Source organism: Kitasatospora sp. NPDC004614, assembly GCF_042873675.1.
In the GTDB taxonomy this organism is placed as follows: domain Bacteria; phylum Actinomycetota; class Actinomycetes; order Streptomycetales; family Streptomycetaceae; genus Kitasatospora.
The window spans coordinates 582164-604256 of the sequence record NZ_JBIALR010000002.1; the positions used below are offsets into that span (position 1 = coordinate 582164).

Consider the following 22093-nt stretch of genomic DNA (forward strand, 5'->3'; position numbering starts at 1 on the left):
ACAATCAGGCTGAAGCAGTCCAAGTGGACAGAGGGGGTCCCGTGGGGGAGCTAGGTACAGAATGGCGCTTGCTCAGCCAGGAGGCTGGCTTGTCGGCTCAGTCGATCGGCATCGGTTTGACGTACTTGCGAAAGTCGAACAGTCACTACCCGGGCCTCTATTATGGAGCGTTCTTTAATTACACGATCGGCTTGGAAAGGCTGATTAAGCTAACGCTTCTTGTGAATCACCGGGTTCATCTTGGAGCCTTCCCGGATTCTGCTAGTTTTGGAAAGGCTTACGGCCACGACCTGCGGAAGTTGCTGGAGGCGGTGGGAGATGTTCGATCGTCGATGGGTTCGGATCGATTCAAGTGGGAATTGCCGGACTCTCCACTAATTGGCGTCATTGTAGGAATACTTGCCGATTTCGCGCGATTTGACCGATATCACGGCCTCGATGTTCTCACTGGGTCTACCAAGGCCAAGCCCATGGACCCGATTGGTCGTTGGTATTCAGAAGTGGGAAAGCCTCTCTTGGCCGGGCGGTCGGCGAGGCAGGTTGCGCGGCGTGAGCGAGATTCTGCCCTCTCTGACTTCATGCTTCGAGATCAGGTGGTGGTGATGGGGGGCATGTTCACGGAGACGGGCGACGCGCTATCAACCCCGGGGGAGATTTTCGGCGCCAAAATGGACTCTGAATACGTCGCACAGCAAACCACCTTCTTGTGTGCAGCCATAGCGCGCTATGTAGCGGATGTGCTCTGTGTTCTGAATGATGATGTCAGGGGTGGCGAGGTGTTGATTCCTGAATTCAGTGAGTTCTTTTACGCGTTCTGTGGCAATGATGCTCGCCTAAAATCCAGAAAGACGTTCAATCCGTAGTCAAGGTTGGCGATGCAATGGCTCCCATTCGCTCACAGTGGCACTGGGCCAGGGCCTTGTCACTACAGGCCGCTACCTTGGGGCCATGACGAATGCGCCCGCTGAGTTCAAGCTCGGACAGATCGGCACCCGCCCGGACATCTGTGCTGTCTACGGAGGCAGCCGGAACAGCGGCGGGATCGTGCCCTCACTCGATCCGAAGAACATCACTCTGTTCTCAGACCACGAGGTCGGGATCACCTTCGGGTACCACGACGGTTGGCTCGCCGAAGAAGACGAGTTCGGCCCGATCTTCGAGTACACGGGCGCCGGCAAGAAGGGACACCAGACCTTCACCGGCAGGTACGGCGGCAACAACGCGTCCGTCCGGGACCACGCGAAGGCCGGCCGGCGCCTGCACCTGTTCGTCGCGGTCGACACGGTGCCGGGTACCGGTACCAAGCGGCACCGGTACGTCGGAGAGTTCACCCTCGACACCGTCACGCCCTACGTCGTCCGCGAGTCCCTCGACGAGGACAAGCAGCCGCGCCGCGCGATCGTCTTCCGGCTGCGCCCGGTCGGCACCGTGCAGCGAGTCGCCGAAGACGAGATCCCGCCGGCCGAAACCACCGGTGGCAAGCTCGTAGCTGCGGCGATCACGGCGTGCAAGCTCGTCGAGTCGGAGAAGAACACGAAGAAGAAGGGCAAGCGGGCTGCGGTCCCGGAGGTGGAAGCTGAGCGCCGGGAAGCGGGTCTCAGCGAGTTGTTCGAGGCGTATCTGACGGCGAAGCAGCACACCGTCGGTCGGTTCCAGATCAAGATCAAGGGCCGCACGTCGACCCTGCTGACGGACTTGTACGACGCGACCGACCACGTGCTGTACGAGCTCAAGGGCACGTCGACTCGTGAGGCGGTCCGGATGGCCTTGGGTCAGCTCCTCGACTACAGCCGTTACGTGAAGACTGACGAGCACCCCGAGCCGCCCCGGCGCGTCGTGCTGCTCCCCTCCTTGCCCGACGAGGATCTGCGCGAACTGCTCGACGACCACGGGATCGGCATCGCCTACCCCGACGGCGACGCCTTTATCGGCGTGCCGCCTTCCCTCAGCTGACGAACGCCGGGACCGGGTCGGGCGCGCCCTGCCCGGTCTCGGTGTGGATGCGTTGGACCTCGGCCGCGACGGCTTCGGCGTCCCAGTCCGGATGAATGCGGCGCACCTTGGTCTCGGTCGAGACGGCCTGTGCCTGCGCCAGAAGCGACAGGGTCTGTGCGGTCGACGCGGGGTCTTCCGCGACGGCCGGCCCGAAGGTGATCGCCGGCCGCTCCGGGGTGAGGGTGGAGAATCCGAGCGAGCGGTCGAGCTGCAGCATGGCCTCGGTGATGTCCGCCAACGCCGGTGCGGCGTAGCGGGTTTTGGTCTTCCGGGTCACCATCGAGTCGTGGCCGCGGGCCTCGACTTCGGTCGCGGTCGCGGCTGGCCCGCCGTCGAGGCCGAACGTGCTCGCGCTGTACCCGCCGGCCTCGACGATCTGCCGTACGAGCGCGTCGGCGGTGTTCTTGTGTTCCTCGACGCGGATGGCGAACTGCGCCATGGTGATGCCCGCGCCGGCCTCGGTCGGCGGAATGTCGAGGGACGACCAGATCTCCTGGTCCTCGTCGAATCCGGCGCCCATCCCTGGACCGCGGTCGCGCAGGTAGCCCTTGGGGACGATCAGGCGTGCGCGGGCGAGCCTGATGTCGCGCAGCCAGCTCGACCACGTCTCGTCGAGGGCGTCGCAAAGGTCCCGAGCGGGGCCCTGCAGGTCCGAGCGGCCCAGCGGTGAACCGCGGAAGGTGCGGTTCGGCCCGATGTTCGGCATGTAGGCGGCGGTGAGCTGCTGAATGCCGGTCTCGATCGCGCCGGACGGCCCGAGGGAGTCGACCACGGCGGCCGTGCTCGGGTGCTCGGTGAGCGGCACCGCCCGGCCCAAGTTGTCAGGGGTGCCCAGGTATAGGCCGTGCTCGATCCGGCCGCGCTCGTGCCGCTCCAGACGACGAAGGACAGTCGCACCGGAGCGGTCGAGTTCCTGCCAGAACGTCACGGCGACCATGTGGCCGTACCGGAACTCAGGCAGCGCACAGTCGGCGTGCACGTGGGTGAGCAGCGGGCGGGGGCCGATTTCGGCATCCCACGCGGTCAGCAGGTACACCCCGCCGAGCGCGGCGGACACCTCGGCGGCCTCCAGCAGCAGGCGCGCGGCCCGGTCGCCGGTGAGCTCGTCGAGGCGGTCCTGCAGCGCGGTGTCGGACACCGTCAGCCGCGGCGGTTCGGAGAACAGCAGCGCGGCGGACTTCCGGGCGACGTCGGCGGGCATCGGAATGTGCAGCCGCTGCTCGCGGCGGCCGGGGGCAGGTGTGCGGCTGCGCCCCCACAGGCGGCGCCGGCCGTCGGCGCGGTGCTCGGCCCCGTGGTGGACGGCGGCGAGCTTGCGCCGGTCGCCGGAGTACCACGCGGCGTCGATGGCCATGTCGGCGAGCTCGGGCGCCCACTGTCGGGGCGGCCACGGTGCGCCGTTCTCAGGCAGGGGCACGGCTCACCTCCTGCAGCAGATCGGGCACCAGGTGCCGCCACTCGGCGGTGGTGGAGTGGACGACGTACCGCAGCGCGTCGACCGAGTGGTCGTCGCGCTTGATCGGCTTGTCCTCGCCGGCCGCGGCGGCGGTCGCATCCCAGGAGTAGCCGGGGAGTTCGCCGAGCAGCCCCTCGCACGAGCGGTGCACGAGCAGCAGGCCGCAGTCGAGGGCGGTCGACGTCGAGCGGATGCCGTCCAACACGTCGTTGCGGGCCCGTGCCGTGCCGGGGTGCCCGTCCTCCCAGAGCTGGGCGAGGAACGAGGCGGCGCTCGGGTCGACGAACGTCCACTCGGGTTCGACGCCGAGCGCGTCCAACCAGCCACGCAGGGCGGCGCTGTACTGCGCATCGGTCATCTGCCGGCGCCGGGCGCGGGAGTCGTAGCGCCACTCCGCGCACGCGTAGAGCCGGTTGTCGTCGCCGAGCCCCAACAGGACAGCGGCGAACGGGTTCGTGGTGCCGTAGTCCACGGCGAGCCAGTGCCGGACCATGGACGGCAGGTCGTCGACGACGTGCTGCTGCTCGTCCCACATGTCGTAGATCGTGCCCTCAGCTACGACCCACGCGCCGTCGACCATCCGGCGCCGCCACAGGCCGACGTACTCGGCGCGCAGCGAAGCGACGTACGACGGCGACAACGAGGGGTTGTCGGCGAGCGCGAAGTGCCAAGAGTTCAGGTCGAGTTGGCTCTCGCGGTCGAGGTAGCCGACCTTGAGCCAGTGGCGCGGGCTGTCGGGGTTTGTCGTCCCCAGCAGCTTCGCCCCGGGGACGGACAGGCGGGCGAGCAGCTGCACCCAGAACGCTTCGGGCAGGAGGGTGGCCTCGTCGACGTAGGCCAGGCACGCGGTCAGGCCGCGCAGCCGGCCCTCGGCCCGGGCGTCGGCCGCGCCGATCAGGTGCACGGTGCGGCCCAGCACCACCGCGGTGGTGGCGCCGCGGGTGTGCCGGATCTGCGCCGCGACCGGCCCGAACAGAGCCGGGTCGGTGAGGGGTTCGAGCACGTTGCGCTCGATCGTCTGCAGGCTGCGCCCGACAACGACGATCAACCCGGACGGCGGCGCCTCCGCCACGGCCAAGAGGAAGGCCAGCAACGAGGCCACGGTCTTGCCGCTGCGCACGGCGCCGTGCCAGATGTTGATCCGGGCCTGCGCCTGCGCCACCGACCGGAGCTGCTTGTGCGACAGCGGAAGGGAGTTGAGCAAGGCTCACCCCCCGTCGACCGCCCCTTCGGGCTCGTCGGCGAGCGCCGCGCGAAGGCCCTTCGCCAGGTCGGTCAGCATGCTGCGCACCTCGTGCCCGGACGTGCCGGCGTCGACCTCGGCGAGCCGGGCCGCGCTGGTCAGGTAGCCGCCGATCGCCTGCGAGTGGTGGCGTTCATCCTGTGCTGGCGGGTGCTCCGAGATCACCTCGACCGTGTCGCCGGTCGGCAGCAGTTCCACCCGCACGTACTCGTCGGCCTCGACCCGGTCGAGGTTCGCGGCGGCCCGCCTGTACAGACGGGCCGTCAGGTCGCGGCGTAGCTCGGCGAGATCCTCCTGTCGTGCGGCAGTCGCCGGTGCGACCCGGGCGCCGCCACTGAACGCGAGGCCGTGCTCGAAAGCGATCTTCGACACCGTTGATTTGCTGCGGTGCATCGCGGCGGCGATGGCGTTGCGGCTCTTCCCCAACGCGTGCAGGCGACGGACCTCGTCGCGGTCGTGATCGGTGATGGGCTCGCGCACGGAACACCACCTCCCGTAACGCCGTAGTGCCGCTGTTCTGCATTTATGTAGTAGTGGCCTTAGCTTCTAAGGTTGGAGGCCGCGAAAACTGTAGGGGGTGCGACTATTGCGTCTAATCAACGTTTAGATCAAGGGTTTTTTTGGTGAATTACCCTTTGATTCGACGGTTGCTACCCGGTAGCGCGCTTGGTAACGCAGGAGGGGCGCCGGGTGCTGTCTTCGAAACTGGGATGCGTGCAAGATTGCACGTCAGGGCAGCTCTGACGTGGTGTCAGACTGGATGCGGAGCGGCGCCGCCCCACTGATCGGCCGGGAGACCGGCCCCGAGTCGGGGAGCTCTTGTTGAACGAGGTGGAACAGTCCGAACCGGCCCCGCCGGCACGGGCGACGGGTGTGGCGGTGGAGATCACGCGCGTTGTCGCCGTGGCGGCCGTGTTGGTGGCTGTGCTGGTGGTGCACCGCGAACTCGATGCGACCACGGGTGCGCTGCTGGGGGCGGGGTTCGGGTTCCTGGGGCCGCAGTGGCGGCCCGGGGTGGGGTGACGAGTCGGGCCCGTCGTCGCGGTGGCGACGGCAGGCCCGGTGGTTCGCGTTCCGGGCACGCCGGAAGCGCCTCCAACTCTAGGTCACGGACCGATAACGGCGCAAGCCTGTTCGAGAATCAGTTCCGGGTGTGCTCCGCGGCAACGACGGTGTCCACGTCGCCTCCGGGGTGGCTGGTCCGCGGCAGCGCGCACATGGCGGTGGTGGCGTCGCGCTTGTCGGCGGGCATCTCCTCGTTGAGGACCTCCTGCGCGAGCTCGTCGAGGGTGGCCTGCATGTCGTCGCCGCGTTCGACGGTGTCGGCGTCGAGGTGATCGTCATGCCCTGGGGTCCACTGCCCGTTGGCCGTCTGCGGGTCGACGCGGCGGAAAACCTGGACGACCTTGCCGACCTCGACCTGCTCGCGTTCTTCGGTCAGGTTCGGGGCGCCGCCGATGGAACCGACTGACAGTCAGGCCGGCCGTGATCTTTGACGCGGTCGAGCTGCCTCGGCCGATCGCGGCGCGATGATGTCGTGCCTCTTGCTCGCCGCGTGCGGGCGGCGGTCCTCGTTGCGGTCGGTGTCGGCGGCGGGTTCACCCACGTCATCGCCCCTGTTAACGCCGGTTAGCCTCGGATAAAGAAAATTATACGAGGCAATCGAAGGCGAAGACCTTCACCCTTCTTGTGGGGGCCACCTTGGCGGGGGCGTGAACCTAAGATTTGGGTGAGTTTTCCCGCCGGGGCAATGGAATCAAAGGTTGGGGAAAGGTACGCCAAAAGTGCTCAAAGGGTGCCGTTCGTGCCGCGCCTTCAAAGTATGAAGTGTGGTTCAAATCACGACCTCATCCGACCTGGCGTGCCTGTCAGACTGGTTGCGGAGCGGCGCCGCCCACGGATCAGCCGGAACACCGGCTTTGAAAGGGGAGCTCTGGAGTGGGCAGTAGTGACAGGCCGTCGGGCGGATCGACGGGTGAGAAGTGGGCGCCGGCTGACGTGATCGAGCTCGCCCGATCGGGGCTGGCGGCAGGCGTGATGGTCGTCATTCTGGTCCGACACCCGCAGCTCGATGCGGCGGCCATGACTTTGCTCGGCACCGGGTTTGCCGCCATCGCGGTGCCAGTGCGGCGGGCGGGCAGCCGCCGGTAGAGCAACGGCCCGTCACCGGGGAAGAGTGACGGGCCGTAAGTCTGTGGAGTTCTTTCGGGCGCGCCCGGCGACAGCGATGGCGCCCTCGTCGCGTCGAGAGCGGCCGGTCCACAGCAGCACGCGCCATGCCGGCGCAGTGTCGGGCACGGTGCCCGCACCTGTCGGCAGGCGGCTCCTTACGCCGCGCGGCCGGCGGCGGGCGGGTTGTCGAGGGCGGCGAGCAGCTCGACGAGCTCGGCGCCCCGCCACGTGCGCCGCTCGTCCTCGTCGGTGTCGGTGGGGGCGGGGCAGGTCGGCCCGGTGGAGCAGGTGACCTGCGGAGTGCGGTCGGGGTCGGTGTGCAGGGTGAGCTCGCCCGAGCACCACGGGCACGGCCGGCCGATGGCGGTGGAGCGGGCGTCGAGCTGCAGGGCGGCGAGCAGGATGCGCTCGCACTGCCCGGCCACCCGCGCGGCCTCGTGTCGCAGGTACTCGGGCAGCACGTCAAACAGAGCGAGCCCGCGGCTGTAGGCGCCGGCGTGCTGCTCCGGGGCGGTGTCCTCGTCGAGCAGCCGACCCTCGACCCACACCGCGGCCCAGTGCAGGCCGTGCCGGCGGCTGCCCGGATCGGTGAGGCTGCGGAAGGTCCAGCGGCGCGGGTCGTCGGTGTCGACCTCGTCGAGGGCGCGGCCGGCGGGCCGCCCCGGGGCGGCGGTGCGGCGGGCCCCGATGGGGCGCTGCACGGCGGCGGCGAGCGTGTCCGCCAGGTCGAACAGCAGCGTCTCGACGCGCACGGCGGCGTCGAGCGCGTCGAGGTTCGCCGGCGCGGGGTGCTGGCGCAGGGTGAGCGGCGCCCGGTCGGCGACGAGCAGCTCGACCTCGTCGGCGGCCTGCCGGGCGAGGTGGGTGGACAGCTGGGCGGGCGGCCACTCCGGGGCGGGCGGGGTCTCGATGGCGACGAGCAGCGCGCCCCAGGAATTGCGCACGGTACGCAGCTGCTCGACCGCTCGGCGGACGCGGGCGGAAGGGTGCACGGATGCTCTCCAAAGTCCTTGTGCGGGTGGTGAGTTGGTGGCCCGGGCGCCCCGCTGTCGCGGTACGGGGGCGCCCGGGCCGGTCTCAGGGGGCCGGAACCTGTGTGGTGTTGGCGGTGTTCGCCGCGACGTCCACCAGGTGTCGGCGGGTGACGGGGTCGAGGCGGGCGGCGGCGCGGGCGATGGTCCAGCCGTCGAGCAGTTGCGCGGCGAGCAGTTGCTCGTACTGCTGAGGGTCGGCCGGGGCCTGCTCGGCGCGCACGCGGGCGAGCTCGGCCTCGACGGCGCGCCCGTGCTGCGCCCGCACCAGTGCCCGCCGCAGTGCCCGAAGTCGCTGGGCGGCGGTGCGCCTGAGCCGCATGTGTAGGGCGCTCCACTGCTCGCACCACCGGCGGTAGCGGTCCATGTCGCGGACGGCGGCGCGCAGCAGGTCGGCCTCGATGGGCAGCAGCGGGCCGCGCTCGGCCTGCGCGACCAGGAACAGCAGGGACTCGACGTCCGACCGGGTGCCGGCGGTGGGGGCGCTCACCGGGCGTCCCGCGGGTCGAGGACGTGCTCGACGACGAGCGCGCCCGCGGCGTCGACCGTCACGGCGGCGTCGGCGGCCGGGCGGCCCGCGGCGCGCAGCTCGGCGCGCACGGTGTCGAGCGTCTCGGCCACGACGTGAAGGGGGGACGGCGCGGGCAGGACCCGCGCGGCGCGGGTCTCATGCACGAGCACACGAGGGGGGAGGGACACGGGCTGTGACCTTTCGGAAGGGTGGGCGCGGACACCCGCGCGCATGGGGGGCGCATCGACCGGTCGCGGCGTGGAAATCAACGAATTCCCTTACCGCGAGCGACAGTTCGGGCACGCGGGTTGCCTCCGTCGCGGGGCACGGGAGGCTGCACCATGACGGCCGCGACGGCATCGAGTTGCCGTTCTCGCTCGGCGGTCTGCCGGTGGTCGGCCTGCGCGGCGAGCAGGTCGGCCTCGACCTGGCGGGCGGTCTCGGCGAGGGCCTGCTCGGTGGCGCGGCGCTGGCGCAGGATCGCGGGCCCGTCGAGGCGCTGCAGCAGGCGCCATGCGCCCCCGCCGAGGTGTTCCTCGATCAGGACGACCGCGCCGGCGTCGGCGAGCTTGCGGGCGACGCGCAGGACGCGGCGCCGGTCGGGCGAGCTGAACAGCACCGGCCGGGGGCCGGTCGGCCACGTGGCGGTGATCCGGTGGTCGCGCTGGTTGCCGGTGTCGCGGGGGCGGTTGCTGCGGCGGTAGGCGCTCACGCGGCACGCTCCGCACCCGCGGCGCGCTCGGCCGCCTCGATCCGGCACGGGTGGGCGGTGGTGCGCCGGTGCCAGGTGCCGGCGCGGTTGGTGCGCGAGTAGGTGCGCCGCCGGCACGGTTCGCCCGCCCGGGCCCGGCACCACTCGCACGCCACGGCGAGCGCGTCCGGCTGGCCCGCCGCGGCGGCAGCCTCCCGGGCGGCTCGCACCGGCCGGTACGGGGCGAGCGCGTCCGCCGCGGCCGGCGGCAGCATCCGGCCGGCGAGCACGTCGGCGACGCTCGGGTGCGGCCCGCCGGTCAGCTGCCGCGACGTCGACGGCGCGGCCTGCCCGGTGGCAACCGCGGTGCGCTGCGCCAGGATCGCGGCCCGGTAGCCGTCGACGTCGTCCGGGTCGACGGCTGGCGCCGGGTCGGTGTGCCGCTCCAGCAGGGCGCGGCGGTGCGCGGCCCAGGGGCGGGCGACGTCGACGGGCAGGATCGGGAACGGCGAGGTGGTGATGTGGGTTCGGGCGGTCGCCGCGGCGTCCCACCCGCCCGGGGCGGTCGCGGGGACGTCCCGCAACAGCTCACACCAGGTGGCCAGTTGGCCGGCCGCTTCCGCGGGGTCGAGCTGGGCGGCGCGCGGGTCGAGGCGGCCCACGTAGGCGAGCAGCGCGGCGCACTCGTCGGGGGTCATGCGGTGCCCTCCTGGTTGCTGGTGGTGTTCATCTGGTCGAGGGCGGCCTGCAGCGCGGCGGCGTGCTGCTCGGCGCGGGTGGGGCCGCCGGTGGGCACGGCTTGCAGGCGGCGGCCGGCGGGAGGCTGCTCGGGCCTCTCCCTGGTGATCCACTGCTGCCAGTCGAGCCGCCACTGCTGCACGGTCCGCGCAGGTCCCGCGCCCCGGTAGGTGCGCCACTTCGCGGTGGCGGCGTCGATGCCGTCGAGGCCGAGCCGCTGCAGGTTCCCGGACGCCGCGGCCCAGGCGAGCAGCGCGTCGTCGGGCTCCCAGTCGGCGGGCAGAGCGCAGAGAGAGTTCGTCGAGCGCAGCCCCCTACGGTCTGCACTCTCACTACTGCCCCCGCCACCCTCACCGGGTCGGGTCGGGTCGGGCCGGGACCACCCGGACACCCCCGACCCGTCCGGGCCGGACACGGGCCCGTGGCCTGCACTTTCGCCAGAATCCGGGGAGGAATCCGGACCGGAATCGCCTCCGCCCGCGGCTGGATCGGCGCCGAACGGCGGAGGATCGGCCGGCTGTTCGCGGCGCGCCCGCTGCGTCTTGCGGCCCGTCCGCTTGCGGTCGGCCTCCCGCTGCCGGGTGCCCTCGACGCTTGCCCGCGACGGGTTGTAGTGCAGGAAGTCGTGCATCAGGAAGTCGCCCGCGGGCACGACCGGGCAGCGCGGGCAGGTGTGCCCGGTCGCGTGCCACAGGCCGGCCCGCACGAGCCGCGCCGCCTGCGGTGCCGTGCCGAACATGCCAGCGACCACGCCCGGGATACGGCCCTCGGTCAGGTGCTGGGCGGCGTAGGCGCCGCAGCGCAGCCACAAGCCCAACGCGGCGTTGCCCGCGGTGAGCACCTTCGGGTGCGAGTAGGCGGTGTCGTCGATCTTGAACCACGTCACGGCTCGTCAGGTCCTCAGTAGTGGGGGCGGATAGGTTCGGCCGGCGTGCGGGATGCCCCAGGTGTTGGCGTGGAACATCGGGACGTTGGGGGCGCACGGTGGGTTCACGAGTCGGCGCCGAGCCCGTCGAGCTGACCGGGCCCGGGCGCGGGCCGGTTCTCGACCGCTGGCCGCGGCCGGCGCCGCCGCCGGCGAATTGGCGCGGTGCGGGTCGGGTACGGGTGCGCGCTCCCGTCGATGGCGAGCTGCAGAGGCACCTCGACGACGTCCTCGACGACGGTCGGCCCGTTCACGCGACCGCCCTCGACAACTCGCCGGCCCGGCGCCGCCCGACACGAGCGATCAGGTCGAGGTACCACCGCGGTTCGCCGGCAGCCTGCGCCGCCCGCCACGCCTGCCGGACGTCCTCGACGTCGACGGCCGCGACCGCGGTGGCCAGGTGCAGCCCGTGCCCGGGCGCCTGCTGACGGCCATTCACGACCGCACCTCCCGCTCGACAGCCCGGCGCCCGGCCACGGTTTCGAGGGCCAGCTCGCCGAGCCGCTCCCCGAGATCCAGCGCGCGGCGGTAGGTCAGGTCAACGGCAAGCAGCCCGTCAAGGGCCGGCAGCAGGTCGGCCACCCCGGACCGGGCCCGGTGCAGCGCGGCCCGCAGCGAGCGGCGGGTGCGGTCTCGGGCCGCATCCCGGGCGCCCCGGGCATGGTCGACGACGTGATCGGGGGCGCCCGGGTCGGCTGCCCGCGACCGGGCGTGGCCGGCCGCTGCTGCAAGCTCCCGAAGCAGAGCCGCGACGTGCTGCTCGTCCTCGACGAACGCGACCGCGACCTCGTCGAGCAGCCGCTCGGCAGCGTCGGTGACGTCGAGCCGCACCGTATGCCGGTCCGGGTGGAGATGGGCGCGGATCACGAGGTCGCACCGCCCACCACCGGCGGGCGGCGGCCGACGAACCGTGCGTAGACCCGGTGCTCGGTGGCCCGGCCGGCCTGAACGGTCCGAGCGACGGCTTGGTAGGTGCCGGGCGGGCCGTAGGCGAGCAGCTTTGCCGAGCGGATTGCTTGTGCGGCGGAGGACGCTCGTCCGATGCTGGCCGTGCGCTGAACGACGGCCCACTCGCCCGGACGGGTTTGCAGCTCGCGGGCGATCCGACTGTGCTTGGTCTCCGCCGGCGGAGGGGGGCCGAGAAACTCGACCGTCGCGGCGCTCATGCTGCGATCCGCTCAGCGTGGGCTCGGTGAACGGGAACAGCGGCGGTGGCCTGTCCGGCGGTGTGGCGCTCTGCGCGCGCCCGGTGAATGTGGGGCGCAAGGATGCGGGCGATCAGTGACACCTGATCGTCAGTGGGGTTGGGCCACGCCTGCGGTGGTGCAGCCTGGCCAGCCGTTGCTGTGTTGGACATCGTTCCCCCTGCCGGTTCTGTTCCAGAACAGAGACAAGCGGGGCGAAGGAACCTGCAGTTCAGCGCATCGAGCTTGTCTCTGTTTCGAGACAAGAGCAAAGCTAGGGCGGCCATGGGTGGCCGTCAACGCATATCTCGGCTGGTGAAGCCGGGTGTGTGTGCGCTTCAATGAGCATGTTCGCGTAACGAGACATGAACGGGGATGAGAAACGATGTGGGAATCAACGCCGTTCACCGACATGGTGCGCGACGCCGTCGCAGGCGAGGGTGTGACCTATCGGTCGCTCGCCGAGAAGGCCATCGACCCGCAGACCAAGCAGGCGCTGACTCATAACGTCTTGTGGAAGATCGCCCACGGCGAGTCGGTCAAGATCTCGCCCTGGATCGTCAGAGCGGTGGCCGCAGCCGTCGGGCGAACCGAGCGTGAGGTGCAGATCGCGGCGGCCGAGCAGTATGTCGGCCTCGTGGCCGGCGACCCGTTCGGGGTCAGCGACGAGCGGGTTGGTGTCGTGGTCGCGCACGTGCCCGGGCTGCGTCGATCGGACATGCCCAAGGTTGAGGAGATGCTGCGCGGCTGGGCATCCGGATCTGTATCCGGACAGTAGCGAATTGGTAAAGGAACGTAGATGACCCGCCCTGTTTCCCGGGGGTAGCCTGTGGCCCTCGATTCGTACACAGTTGCGAATCGAGGGCTGTGACCTGCCCGCAAGGAGGGGAACCTGCATGATCACCGTCACTCGCGTCCGACTCGACACCGGTGCGCCGGCCGTCGTCCGCGCCACCGCCGAGCACCTCGTGCTCGCGGTTGACGACCGCCACATCACGCCGACCGGCGCCGCCGCCATTGAGACGGCGCTGAACGGGCTCGCTGGCCGGGGCCCGGAGAGTGCATCGGACGGAGACAGCCGGTGAGACGTTCCGGAATAGGCAACGGGCCGCACAGCAAACGCTGTGCGGCCCGACCTTTTCCCTACGCTGCTGCGGCCAGCTTCCGAGGGCGAACCAACACGTAGGGAGCCGCAGACTCCGGTTTGATCCCCCGGCCGACCGGCTTTATCCGAACTTCGAGCAGCGTCTCGACGATGAGCCGCTGCTGCGGAAGGTCGATCTGCTCCCAGGCTGTTGCGATCTCCTCTCGCGTCGCACCGGCGATCCCGCGAACCACCGACGGGACGCGCAGACTCATGACGGTCTTCTCGGCCTCCGCGATCTTGGGCAGGATGCCGGCCTCGATCACCGCGAACGACTCGGCGCTCATCGTGCCGTTGATCGCACTCTGCCTGAACGACTCCAGCCGCGCAGTCAGAACCTTGATCTCGCCCTCAGCGTCGGAGACCTTGCCGGCCCGCTCCTCGTCGCTCTTGACGTACGCCTCGATGAATCCCGGCGACGCGAGCCAATCGAACAGCTCGTTCTTGACGTGGTCGTCGGCGAGCTCCATGTCGAAGCTGACGTGATACCCCTTCTTGCCGTCAACGCCAGGAGCCATGCAGTTCAGGCGCCGCTTTCTCGTGCCCTGGCGGGTGGCGGTCTTCTTCGCTCCGTTCACTCCAGAGAACAGGGGTGCGCTGCAGTCATCGCACACCGCGTTGCCGGGCAGGAGGTACTTCGCGCGCCCGGGGCGGGTGTTGTAGGTCTTCACCTTGCGGCGCTTGTCGATCACGGCGAGGCACTGGGCATGAGTTGACGGGTCGGTGATCCGCGGCCAAGCCTCAGTGTTCGTGGCTATGCCGTGGTGGGTGCGAACGCCCAAGTAGCGTGGGTCGCTGGCGAATTGGGTGATCGTCGCGGGATACCAACGTGCCATGATCAGAGGCACCTCGCGCTCGTTGAAGTCCTTGGCGATCTCCTTGGCGATCTCCGTAACCGGCAGCTCCGACTTGGCGAACCGGCGGATCACCTCGGCCCTGATTTCCGCATGCGCGGGGTGCTCGCCAACCGGCATCCATGAGGCTCGCTCAACCTGCTTCGAAGACCAGAACTCGGTGGGCGGAGTCACTCCCCGGGCGTTCAGGTCCCGAGCGATCGTGACGTAAGCCTGACCCGCCGCGACCCTCTCGCAAATCTCCTCGACGATCTTCGCCTCGTCAGGCTCAGGCTCCGTCTGGAGGTATGCGCCCGTCTTCGCGTCGTACACCCGCCGGTACCCGTACGGCGCACGCCCCTGCGGACGGCCGGCCACCGCGTTCGATCGCAGCGCGCGCATCACGTTGTCGCGCAGCTCATCGACCTCGCGCTCGCCGACCAGCGCATCGAGGCCGGTCCGGAACCGGTCGTCCTTGTTCGACAGGTCGTAGACCTTGCCGCCGTAGCACCACAGCACCCCAGCGGCGGCGCACGCATCACGGAGTCGGACATAGACCGCGAGGTCGCGCTGCAGCCGCGTCGACGCCCACGCGAACACGATGCCGAGCCGCTTGTGCTCGATGTCGTCAAGCAATCGCTCGAAGTCGCCCCGCTCCCGGTTCGCCGCGTGGCGCGAAGCCGAGACGCCGTCGTCGACATACTCTCCCTGCTCCCCGACCTGAACGCCCAGCCGTTCAGCGTCAGCCCGCCCGGCGGTGAGCTGTTCCGCGACCGACCGCTTGCGGCTGTTCTTCTTGCCGCGGTACTCGCTCTTGCGGGCGTACAGTCCGCCTCGCATCCCTGCGTACGGACGGTGCGGGTCGCGCGCGCCCGCGAACGTCTCCGGACTCATGCCGGCCCCCTTCGTGTCAGACGATTATGTCTAGCTCGGGGATACCTTCTTCACCCAGTTCGTGGACGCCGGCTACGGCGCGCCCGCCCTCTCCTTCGCCCTGCTCGGCAGCGTCCTGCAGACCTTCTCCTTCCTCTACCTCTCCCTCCTGATCTTCGCCGGTACCTCCCTCGCCAACGCCTTCCGCCGCCGCAAGCGCCTCTCCGCCGGCCTCACCTCCTCCGTCGCCGTCCTCTTCGCCGGCTTCGCCGCGAAGCTCGCCGTCTCCTCCGCCTGACCCGCCCACCCAGCACCGCGTACGGACCACCCCCGGAAACTGTGTAGACTGACCCGCGTTGCCAATGCGACCCTGGGCCCACCAGCCCGGTCTCTCCCGGCAGCGGTGCCGCCTTAGCTCAGTTGGCCAGAGCAACGCACTCGTAATGCGTAGGTCATGGGTTCGAATCCCATAGGCGGCTCAGAGAGAGGCCCAGGTCAGATAGCCGCTGACCTGGGCCTTTGTCGTTTCTCGGGCGCTGGGGCTGGTTGCCGTCCGCGTCGATTTGCTCCGCCGGAGGCCAGGTGCGGCCGAAGTGTGGCCACCAGCGCAATTGCACTGCAAGGTGTGGCCGGAGAGGCGCCGGGCCCGTTTGCGTGCATGGACACGGGCCTGTCGGACCTCTACAACGACAGCTTGGTGGGGCTGGGGTTCGCGCGGGGCTGGCCTGTGAATCGCTCTCCTCGGAAGACGGCAGAAGATCATGGTTGCGCGAGTTCACGAAGCCGGATCCAAAGGCCCCTTAACTTCTGGCGGGCCGCGGTTGTGGTTCGCCGGCCGAGGAGGGGAGCGTCGTGGACGGGATGACAGCGGTGGCGATCGTGGCCACCGCGATGATCGGCAAGGGCGCCGTCGTGATGGCACTGTGGTTGCGGCTCAGGGAGAGGGAACGCCGGGAGACCACGTACCGCCGGTCGCTCGACAGGCTCGCCGTCACCTTGGTTGCTACCAGGCAAGCGGTTCTGGAAGACGTGAGCCCTGCCGGGCACCGGATCACGTTGATGATCCGGTCGGATGGTCCGGTGGCGGAGGGCGGGCAGGCGTGAGTGATCACGGCCAAGCCGAAAGCAGTGAGCAGCCCGCAGGAGTTGTTCCGGCCGCGCGTCCCTTGAGCGGCACGATCAACGACCAGATGGAAGTCGACATCGCGTTCGCCGACTTCTACCGGTCGACGACTCCGCAACTGGTCGGCTTCCTGCTGAACCAGGGCGCGGACCGCACGGGTGCTGAGGACATCGTGCAGGACGTGATGGGAGACATCCACCGGCACTGGCGAGGAGTGACACACCGGAGAGCCTGGGTCTTCCGGGCCGCCTCCAACAGCCTCCTGCGTCGGTCGAAGAAAGCCAGCCGGGAAGAGTCCCACGATGAGCTTTCTGAGCCCTCGGCCCTGTTTCCGCAGCCTGACGCGATCCGGGAGCTGGAGACCCGACACATCATGCTGCAGATCGTCCGGGCCTTACCGGTTCGACAGCGGCAGGTACTGAGCTGGGCCATCGCCGAGTTCACTCCTGCGGAGATCGCCGAGGTCATCGGCGGAGGAATGAGCTCGTCAGCGGTGCGCTCCAGCCTCAAGAAAGCGCGCGCCACCGTCAGGCAGAGGATGGTCGAACAGGGGGAGGGACAGTGACCAAGTGGGACGACATCATGCGGAAGGCCCAGCTCAAGCGGCAGCGCAAGGGGAGGAAGCGCCTCAAGGCGCTCGAAGCCGACATCATGCAGAAGGCCCAGCTTAAGCGGAAGCAGGACCTCAAGGCGCTCGAAGCGGACATGGTGGAGGCCGCGCGCGACGAGCTTCTCATCGAGCGGTACGCCCGTTCCTTCAGCGACCGGCTCGGCAAAGTGATGGACGTGGAAGCGGGCCTGGCACAGATCCTGCTGACCCCGCTGACCCCCGCAGCCCTCGAACCAAGCATGGAGCCGCTGGAACAGGGCGCGTTGAACATCATCGGTCTGACCGATCCCCGTGAGCGCCTGCTCGTGCGGAACCTCCCGACGGTGATCCACGCCGACGGGGTCCTCCAGCGAGTCCTCCGCCTCGTCGGTACGGTGGACCAGTCCCAGGCGACCAGGCTCGACGAGGATCTGGGCACCGACTTCCGGTCGCCGCAGGCGCGCCGGCGCGCCGAGATCATCGAACGGCATCTGGAGTACGTACTCGCCCGGATCCGGGAGTTTTGCTCGGAGACTGCCTCAGTCGTCGAGAAGGTCGGTCGACAGTACGGGGACGGTCTCGTCCTCTCGTCCTCTGTCCGCGACCGGCTCCGTGAATTCGACTACGCCGTGGTTTGTGCCCGATCCGCAGTGCTGCGCTGGCTGGCGGATCCCGAAGCGGTACATCGCCCGAAAACGGACAGGTCCCCCGTCGCCGCGATCGACCATGCCTACCTGCGGGCCGAGGACCTCGTCGCGACCTGTGTCATGGAGGCCCGCAAGACCATGGCCCGGCACTTGGATCGGGACATCCCTCTGGCGACGGCCGAAGCCGTCACCGCTTTTCTCCACGACTTCACCAGTACCGACCTGAGCGGTACCGACCTGCGTGGGATCGACCTCGCCGGTGTCCGGTGGTCCGAGTTCGGTACGTCCTGGCCGGAGAACGTCGACGTGGACGGCATCCGCAGCCAGTCCGAGGAGACCCCTCCGGGGAGCTGGACCTATGTCATCCGCTCCGGGTCGGCGACGGTCCGGGACTTCGCCACGATCTGACCAGGGAACGATGAAGGCCACGCCAGAACGGCTCCGGGACAGCGTTCGTGCTGTCGCGGAGCCGTTCGCCGACCTTGAGGGTTAGGCCGTCTTCGCCTCGTCGGTGGTGGTCTCGGCCGGGCGGGTCGGTGGGCGCATCTGCGGGATCGCCCGCGCGGTGCTGTCGTCGGGGACGGCGGCGAGCGGTCGGCGGGTGTGCGGGACCAGTTCGGCGACCTTCTCGGCGGCTTCGCGGTTGAGGTCGTCGAGGACGGATTGGCAGACCTCCCGGGTGATCCGGGTGTCGGAGTGCCCGAGGGTCTCGGCCACGATCTTGGGGTCGATCTTGCCGAACAGCATGATCGTCGCGGCGCCGTGCCGGAGGTCGTGGAGGCGGGTCGGGGGCAGCCCGGCTGCTTCGACGAGGCGGTCGAACAGGTCGCTGACCTTGCCCGGGTGGAGGATGGAGCCGTCTTCATTGGTGAAGATCCGGCCGGTGTTCTGCCAGGCGTCGCCCCAGGCCGCGCGCTCGTTCTCCTGGCGGACCTTGTGCTCTTCGAGGCCGTCGAAGGTCCCCTTGTCGAGGGACAGCACCCGGACGCCCGAGTTGGTCTTCGGTGCGCCTTCCAGGACCTCCCAGCCGTCCTGGACGAGCTGGGTGGCGATGGCCAGAGAGCGCTGTGCGGCGGAGTAGTCCTCCCAGCGGACGCCGCACGCCTCGCCACGGCGGGTGCCACGGAAGGCGATGATCCGCCAGAGCATGTACAGCCGGTCGTGCGCGACGAAGTCGAGGAAGGTGGCGGTCTGCTCGGGGGTCCAGACCATGACGGGGCTCGGCTTGACGCCAGTCTCCCGCCAGCGAGCGATCCGTTCCTCGGTCCAGATGAGCGCCTTCGGCTTGGTGCCGGGCAGCAGCTCGACGTGCTCGAACGGGTTGAACGGCGACATCACTTGCTGCGCGATGGCGACGTTAAGGGCCGCGCGGCCGGTGGCCTTGATGTGGGGCTGGGTGTTGAGCCCGGTGATGCGGCGGAAGGGCGGCATCTGGTCGAGCTGGGCCCGCAGCCACTTGCGGCGGGCGCGGTTCTCCGCGCCGCGGTGCGGGATGGACCTCAACTCGGTCTGGACGGACCGCCGTTGGCTATTCTTCTCCTGGATCAGGATGTTGGTCTCGTTGATCGAGTCGAACATCGCGTCCAGGTGGTGGACCCGGAGCTTGTCGAGCCGGAGGTGGCCGATGTGGGGCTTGAGGTGGACGCGGACGTCGCACTCGTACCGCTTGAGACCGGTGACCCGGAGGCGCTTACGCCCGGCGAGCCAGCGGTCAAGCCATTCAGCAACGGTGATCTTCGAGTTGAGCGTCTGCCCGGTCTTGAACCGGCGGAGGGTCTCGTCGTAGTCCGGCAACGGTTCCTTGGCCGCCGCGCAGGCTTCGAGCAAGTCGCTGATTGCCAGTTGGCCGGTTGGGTCGCCCTTCTCCGGTATCGCCAAAACACCAGCAGGCCGCAGCCCTCCGCTCGGCCGCCAAGGAACTCCTGTATGCCGGAGGCGGAAAGGACGGCTCGGCAGCCGCCGCCCTGCTGTCCACCGCCCTGTTCGTCCTCACCCACCTGCGGACCGCCTACCGGCAGGCCGTCGAACCCGTCGTCGTCGAACCAGGCTCCGGCTCACCCAGCAGCAACTCGCGGATGACGTGGGGGTCTCGGCGGGACACATCTCGCAGATCGAGAACGACCTGGCGCATCCGAATTTGCAGACGGCCGTCCTGCTTGGAGTCGCCTTGACCGAGTATGAGCGCAGAGTTCCCGTGCGTGAGCGAACGATCCTCGGGATCGGTGTCAAGTTGCACGAGCTCAGCGACTCGCACATCTACCAGCTCCAGGTCTACCTGGATCACATCCTGCGCGATCACTACTGACACTGCTCCAGCCCACCATAAGCAGAAGCAGTGCAACGATCTGCAGGCCGTAAAGAAGGCGACGTGCCACTACGCCATAATGAGGATCGCTGCACCGGATGCAACGGGCGGAACCGCACATGGACGGCTACGCCCCCGTGTTCTTCAAGGGGCCTACGGTACGCGCTGGGACGGGTAGGTCCACGGCGTAGTAGCAGAGGCTCGCGTCGTCGTCCAGCATTGTCGACGCCGCGTCGTTGAACGCGGACGAGCGTTTGGTCGAACGGACAGGCGGCGGCGTGGCCTTGACCTTGCGGCGGCCGTGTGTGGATTGGTCCAGGTGCCGCGCCCGCAGCACAACGTCACCTCTCTTATGGCGCGTTGTCGTCGGACGAGCTGCTGGGAACCCGCGGCATCTCCGCAGTATCGGACGCGACTACCCTGTCGGCCCCCAGGCCGTCGACCGGTGTCCACTCGTGCTCCAGGATCGAGTGGGTTATCGAGTCGCGCCAGGCCCCGTGGACAAAGACGTGGTCGCGGATGCGCCCGTCCTCGGTCATGCCGGCACGGAGGAGCGTTCGCGCGGACGCTTCGTTGAGCGGTGAGCGTGCGGCCCAAATGCGGTGCAGGCCGAGGACGTTGAAGCCGAGTTCGCACAGGAGGCGGACGGTCTCGGTGCCGAGTCCCTTGCCCCACTCCGCCTGGTGGAGGGCGAAGCCGATGGTGGCGGCCTGCTGGGGTTCGGTTGCCAGACGCGCGTACCCGATCAGTCGGTGCTCACCAAGGTGGGCGACGGCGAGGCCGTACTCGGTCCTCGGGCTGTCCTTCGCTGAGTTCATCGAGCGGTCGACGATCGCCTGGACCTGGTCTCGGGTGCGGGGTTCGAAGCTGAGGTGCCGGGTGGCCTCGGGGTCGCCGTAGATGGCCAGGAGGGCGTCGGCGTCCGCGTGTTCGATCTCGCGCAGTGTCAGGCGGGAGCCGGCGAGGTGGACTGGGGTCATGGTCGCGGAGCCTATCTGCGCGGTCACCGAACGAGGACCGGCGTCGGAGCGGTGGTGAACGCCAGTATCGCGAGTAGCCGGAAGCCACCCGAATCCAGGCCAACGGCCCTGCGGGCGACACGCCAACCGGCGGGTCGCCCGCAGGGCCGTTCCGTCGAGGTCTGATCAGCGATCAAGGGTGGCGTACAGGTACTCCTGAACCGGCTCGAACAACCCATACGGAACGTACTCGGGGATCTCGGCGAGAGCTACCCATGCGAGCTGGTCCAGTTCCTCGGTGTCGACCACCTCGGCAGTGCCGCTGACGACATCACAGGCTGTGTATGACATCAGTCGGCCGGTCTTCGGGTGTACTCGCTCACCCAGCAACTTGATTGCGGACACACCGAGCCCGGTCTCTTCCGCTGTCTCGCGGACGGCCGCCTGCTCGGGCGACTCGCCGGGCTCGATCTCACCGGCCGGGAACTGCCAAGAGAGCTGGCCTTCGCTGACTCGCCGCCGGACCATCAGTACGCGGCCCTCGTGGACCACGATCGCGGCGGCGATTCCCCGGCGTTCCTCGGCAGTCTGCTGTGTCACGTCTGCTCCTCCAGGGCGGCCAGGATGGGTGGGAAGATCGTATCGGCGTCGATGAAACGGGTCACCGAGTTTCGAGGAACCCACATCACGTCGACGTTCTCGACGGCGTCGCTGTTGGTCGCCTCACCGGCCAGGTACTCGCACAGGAAGTACTCGCACAGCACTCCCGTCACCGGATGGAGGCGGCTGCCGAGGCTCTGGCGGACCGCGCAGTGGACTCCCGTTTCGTCCAGCGTCTCCCAGACGGTCGCGGTCTCCGGCTTCATACCGGGCTTGATCACCCCGGCCGGGAACTGCCAGGTGATTCCGGATGTGTCGTCGTCGCGTCGGCAGACCAGTAGGACATCGCTCTGCCGGACGACGACCGAGATGGCTACCCGTAACGCTTGGGCAGCCGGCGTGCCGGATTCACGGGTTCCTCCGGTGTCCTCCCTCGCCGCCAAGAGCGCGAAGCGCTGGCGGGCCGCGTTCGGGGCCTTCTCGTATGCAGCGTCGAGGAGTTGCTGCATCTCCGTTCTCGGGACCACGGAGGGATCGGCGTGCCATGTGGCCACCGTCCTTACAGCGATCCCGAGTTGGCCGGCAAACACCTCGTTGGTGAGGCGAAGAGCGGACTGAAGCAGGCAGGCGTAACGACCGCTCCAGACCTCGATGACGTCCAACGCCGTTCCCTCTCCGTCGTGGCCGCTCTGATGCGCGGGGTATGCGTCGAAGATGCACATCGACTGCATCGGTGCTTCATCGTCGCGCGGCGTGGAAGCCGGAAGACTTGCAGTCGTATCCCAAGGCCGTTGCGATCCAGTCCACTTGAGCCTTGGGGGCGGTTCCGGGAGAGCCAGAGCAGTCGTACCAAACCCCTCGGAGATTCTAGGTGAGCACCCGAAGCAGGACAGCGAGTTGGGCGATTCGGCCCGCGAGACCGCCGTGCGGGCGGTGCAGTGGCGCGAGCGCCCGCTGAACCGCACCAGGTTCACTCATTCGAAGGGCGCGCTGGAGCGCCAAAAGTGGCTCGCCGCCGCCGGTAACCTCAGTTCATCGCGAACTGATTGAGCGTCATGTTCGTATGCCGGTAAG

Annotated in this window: 27 protein-coding genes, 1 tRNA gene and 2 pseudogenes; 13 read left to right on the top strand and 17 right to left on the bottom strand. The window is 69.0% G+C overall.

Going from position 1 to position 22093, the window contains the following annotated elements; translation table 11 throughout:
- The first annotated feature begins 68 nt into the window (after positions 1-68).
- Positions 69-863, top strand: a complete 795-nt coding sequence (locus ACFYST_RS08215) for a hypothetical protein (RefSeq protein ID WP_387860854.1) — start codon at positions 69-71, stop codon at positions 861-863.
- Between the two features lie 85 nt (positions 864-948).
- Entirely contained in the window at positions 949-1953 is a 1005-nt protein-coding gene (locus tag ACFYST_RS08220; protein WP_387860856.1) for a hypothetical protein, read from the top strand.
- Here the strand turns inward: ACFYST_RS08220 and ACFYST_RS08225 are convergent.
- Genes ACFYST_RS08225 through ACFYST_RS08235 form a run of 3 tightly spaced genes read right to left on the bottom strand, consistent with a single transcriptional unit; the run spans position 1946 to position 5174 of the window.
- The gene (locus tag ACFYST_RS08225; protein WP_387860858.1) at positions 1946-3412 is read right to left on the bottom strand and encodes a phage portal protein; all 1467 of its coding nucleotides are present in this window, start codon (positions 3410-3412) and stop codon (positions 1946-1948) included. The two genes, ACFYST_RS08220 and ACFYST_RS08225, sit on opposite strands and share 8 nt — an antisense overlap.
- On the bottom strand, positions 3399-4655 hold the full coding sequence (locus tag ACFYST_RS08230; RefSeq protein ID WP_387860860.1) for a PBSX family phage terminase large subunit: 1257 nt from the start codon (positions 4653-4655) through the stop codon (positions 3399-3401). Before ACFYST_RS08230 ends, ACFYST_RS08225 begins: the two co-directional genes overlap by 14 nt.
- A 3-nt stretch (positions 4656-4658) precedes the next feature.
- A complete protein-coding gene (locus ACFYST_RS08235) occupies positions 4659-5174 on the bottom strand; it encodes a helix-turn-helix domain-containing protein (RefSeq protein ID WP_387860862.1) in 516 nt (171 codons plus the stop codon).
- A gap of 342 nt (positions 5175-5516) precedes the next feature.
- Here ACFYST_RS08235 and ACFYST_RS08240 point away from each other — a divergent pair, with 342 nt between their 5' ends.
- From ACFYST_RS08240 to ACFYST_RS08250, 3 genes are all read left to right on the top strand, one after another.
- Complete coding sequence (locus ACFYST_RS08240; RefSeq protein ID WP_387860864.1) at positions 5517-5717, top strand: hypothetical protein; 201 nt, start codon at positions 5517-5519, stop codon at positions 5715-5717.
- A gap of 130 nt (positions 5718-5847) precedes the next feature.
- Positions 5848-6165 (top strand): hypothetical protein, encoded by a 318-nt coding sequence (locus ACFYST_RS08245; protein ID WP_387860866.1) that lies wholly within the window; start codon positions 5848-5850, stop codon positions 6163-6165.
- Positions 6166-6692: 527 nt separating this feature from the next.
- Entirely contained in the window at positions 6693-6845 is a 153-nt protein-coding gene (locus ACFYST_RS08250; protein WP_387860868.1) for a hypothetical protein, read from the top strand.
- 176 nt (positions 6846-7021) lie between these two features.
- Here ACFYST_RS08250 and ACFYST_RS08255 read toward each other — a convergent pair whose 3' ends face one another.
- The 9 genes from ACFYST_RS08255 to ACFYST_RS08295 all read right to left on the bottom strand — a co-directional run bounded on the left by ACFYST_RS08255 (position 7022) and on the right by ACFYST_RS08295 (position 11928).
- Positions 7022-7858: a hypothetical protein gene (locus ACFYST_RS08255; protein WP_387860870.1), complete on the bottom strand. Its 837-nt coding sequence runs from the start codon at positions 7856-7858 to the stop codon at positions 7022-7024.
- Between the two features lie 85 nt (positions 7859-7943).
- Positions 7944-8387, bottom strand: a complete 444-nt coding sequence (locus ACFYST_RS08260; protein ID WP_387860872.1) for a hypothetical protein — start codon at positions 8385-8387, stop codon at positions 7944-7946.
- The gene (locus ACFYST_RS08265) at positions 8384-8518 is read right to left on the bottom strand and encodes a hypothetical protein (protein WP_387860874.1); all 135 of its coding nucleotides are present in this window, start codon (positions 8516-8518) and stop codon (positions 8384-8386) included. The genes ACFYST_RS08260 and ACFYST_RS08265 overlap by 4 nt, the downstream gene beginning before the upstream one ends.
- A 155-nt stretch (positions 8519-8673) precedes the next feature.
- Complete coding sequence (locus ACFYST_RS08270; protein ID WP_387860876.1) at positions 8674-9120, bottom strand: hypothetical protein; 447 nt, start codon at positions 9118-9120, stop codon at positions 8674-8676.
- On the bottom strand, positions 9117-9797 hold the full coding sequence (locus ACFYST_RS08275; RefSeq protein ID WP_387860878.1) for a hypothetical protein: 681 nt from the start codon (positions 9795-9797) through the stop codon (positions 9117-9119). The genes ACFYST_RS08270 and ACFYST_RS08275 overlap by 4 nt, the downstream gene beginning before the upstream one ends.
- Positions 9794-10723: a mucin-2 gene (locus ACFYST_RS08280; RefSeq protein WP_387860880.1), complete on the bottom strand. Its 930-nt coding sequence runs from the start codon at positions 10721-10723 to the stop codon at positions 9794-9796. The genes ACFYST_RS08275 and ACFYST_RS08280 overlap by 4 nt, the downstream gene beginning before the upstream one ends.
- 289 nt (positions 10724-11012) lie before the next feature.
- Positions 11013-11201 (bottom strand): hypothetical protein, encoded by a 189-nt coding sequence (locus ACFYST_RS08285; protein WP_387860882.1) that lies wholly within the window; start codon positions 11199-11201, stop codon positions 11013-11015.
- The gene (locus ACFYST_RS08290) at positions 11198-11629 is read right to left on the bottom strand and encodes a hypothetical protein (protein WP_387860883.1); all 432 of its coding nucleotides are present in this window, start codon (positions 11627-11629) and stop codon (positions 11198-11200) included. Before ACFYST_RS08290 ends, ACFYST_RS08285 begins: the two co-directional genes overlap by 4 nt.
- Positions 11626-11928: a hypothetical protein gene (locus tag ACFYST_RS08295; RefSeq protein ID WP_387860884.1), complete on the bottom strand. Its 303-nt coding sequence runs from the start codon at positions 11926-11928 to the stop codon at positions 11626-11628. The genes ACFYST_RS08290 and ACFYST_RS08295 overlap by 4 nt, the downstream gene beginning before the upstream one ends.
- A gap of 403 nt (positions 11929-12331) precedes the next feature.
- Here ACFYST_RS08295 and ACFYST_RS08300 point away from each other — a divergent pair, with 403 nt between their 5' ends.
- Together ACFYST_RS08300 and ACFYST_RS08305 are read left to right on the top strand one after the other, a co-directional pair.
- A complete protein-coding gene (locus ACFYST_RS08300; protein WP_387860885.1) occupies positions 12332-12724 on the top strand; it encodes a hypothetical protein in 393 nt (130 codons plus the stop codon).
- Between the two features lie 118 nt (positions 12725-12842).
- Positions 12843-13031 (top strand): hypothetical protein, encoded by a 189-nt coding sequence (locus ACFYST_RS08305; RefSeq protein WP_387860887.1) that lies wholly within the window; start codon positions 12843-12845, stop codon positions 13029-13031.
- Positions 13032-13089: 58 nt separating this feature from the next.
- Here the strand turns inward: ACFYST_RS08305 and ACFYST_RS08310 are convergent, their stop codons facing one another.
- Positions 13090-14817 (bottom strand): recombinase family protein, encoded by a 1728-nt coding sequence (locus tag ACFYST_RS08310; protein WP_387860888.1) that lies wholly within the window; start codon positions 14815-14817, stop codon positions 13090-13092.
- Between the two features lie 43 nt (positions 14818-14860).
- Between ACFYST_RS08310 and ACFYST_RS08315 the strand changes: the two are divergent.
- The 5 genes and pseudogenes from ACFYST_RS08315 to ACFYST_RS08335 form a co-directional block, all read left to right on the top strand.
- Positions 14861-15094: pseudogene (locus tag ACFYST_RS08315) on the top strand (LysE family transporter); the annotation flags it as partial.
- Between the two features lie 107 nt (positions 15095-15201).
- Positions 15202-15275: transfer RNA gene (locus ACFYST_RS08320), tRNA-Thr, on the top strand.
- Between the two features lie 373 nt (positions 15276-15648).
- The gene (locus ACFYST_RS08325) at positions 15649-15900 is read left to right on the top strand and encodes a hypothetical protein (protein WP_387860889.1); all 252 of its coding nucleotides are present in this window, start codon (positions 15649-15651) and stop codon (positions 15898-15900) included.
- A complete protein-coding gene (locus ACFYST_RS08330) occupies positions 15897-16484 on the top strand; it encodes an RNA polymerase sigma factor (RefSeq protein ID WP_387860891.1) in 588 nt (195 codons plus the stop codon). The genes ACFYST_RS08325 and ACFYST_RS08330 overlap by 4 nt, the downstream gene beginning before the upstream one ends.
- Positions 16481-17563, top strand: a complete 1083-nt coding sequence (locus ACFYST_RS08335; RefSeq protein WP_387860892.1) for a hypothetical protein — start codon at positions 16481-16483, stop codon at positions 17561-17563. The genes ACFYST_RS08330 and ACFYST_RS08335 overlap by 4 nt, the downstream gene beginning before the upstream one ends.
- 81 nt (positions 17564-17644) lie before the next feature.
- Here ACFYST_RS08335 and ACFYST_RS08340 read toward each other — a convergent pair whose 3' ends face one another.
- Positions 17645-18982 carry a tyrosine-type recombinase/integrase gene (locus ACFYST_RS08340; protein ID WP_387860894.1) on the bottom strand — a complete coding sequence of 446 codons (1338 nt, stop codon included), beginning with the start codon at positions 18980-18982 and terminating at the stop codon, positions 17645-17647.
- Between ACFYST_RS08340 and ACFYST_RS08345 the strand changes: the two are divergent.
- Positions 18957-19301 (top strand): annotated as a pseudogene (locus ACFYST_RS08345) (helix-turn-helix domain-containing protein); the annotation flags it as partial. The gene ACFYST_RS08340 and the pseudogene ACFYST_RS08345 sit on opposite strands and share 26 nt — an antisense overlap.
- 509 nt (positions 19302-19810) lie before the next feature.
- On the opposite strand, the gene ACFYST_RS08350 reads toward ACFYST_RS08345, so the two are convergent.
- The 3 genes from ACFYST_RS08350 to ACFYST_RS08360 form a co-directional block, all read right to left on the bottom strand.
- Complete coding sequence (locus tag ACFYST_RS08350) at positions 19811-20440, bottom strand: GNAT family N-acetyltransferase (RefSeq protein ID WP_387860896.1); 630 nt, start codon at positions 20438-20440, stop codon at positions 19811-19813.
- Between the two features lie 165 nt (positions 20441-20605).
- Entirely contained in the window at positions 20606-21019 is a 414-nt protein-coding gene (locus ACFYST_RS08355; protein WP_387860898.1) for an NUDIX hydrolase, read from the bottom strand.
- Entirely contained in the window at positions 21016-21681 is a 666-nt protein-coding gene (locus ACFYST_RS08360; protein ID WP_387861112.1) for an NUDIX hydrolase, read from the bottom strand. Before ACFYST_RS08360 ends, ACFYST_RS08355 begins: the two co-directional genes overlap by 4 nt.
- Positions 21682-22093 lie beyond the last annotated feature (412 nt).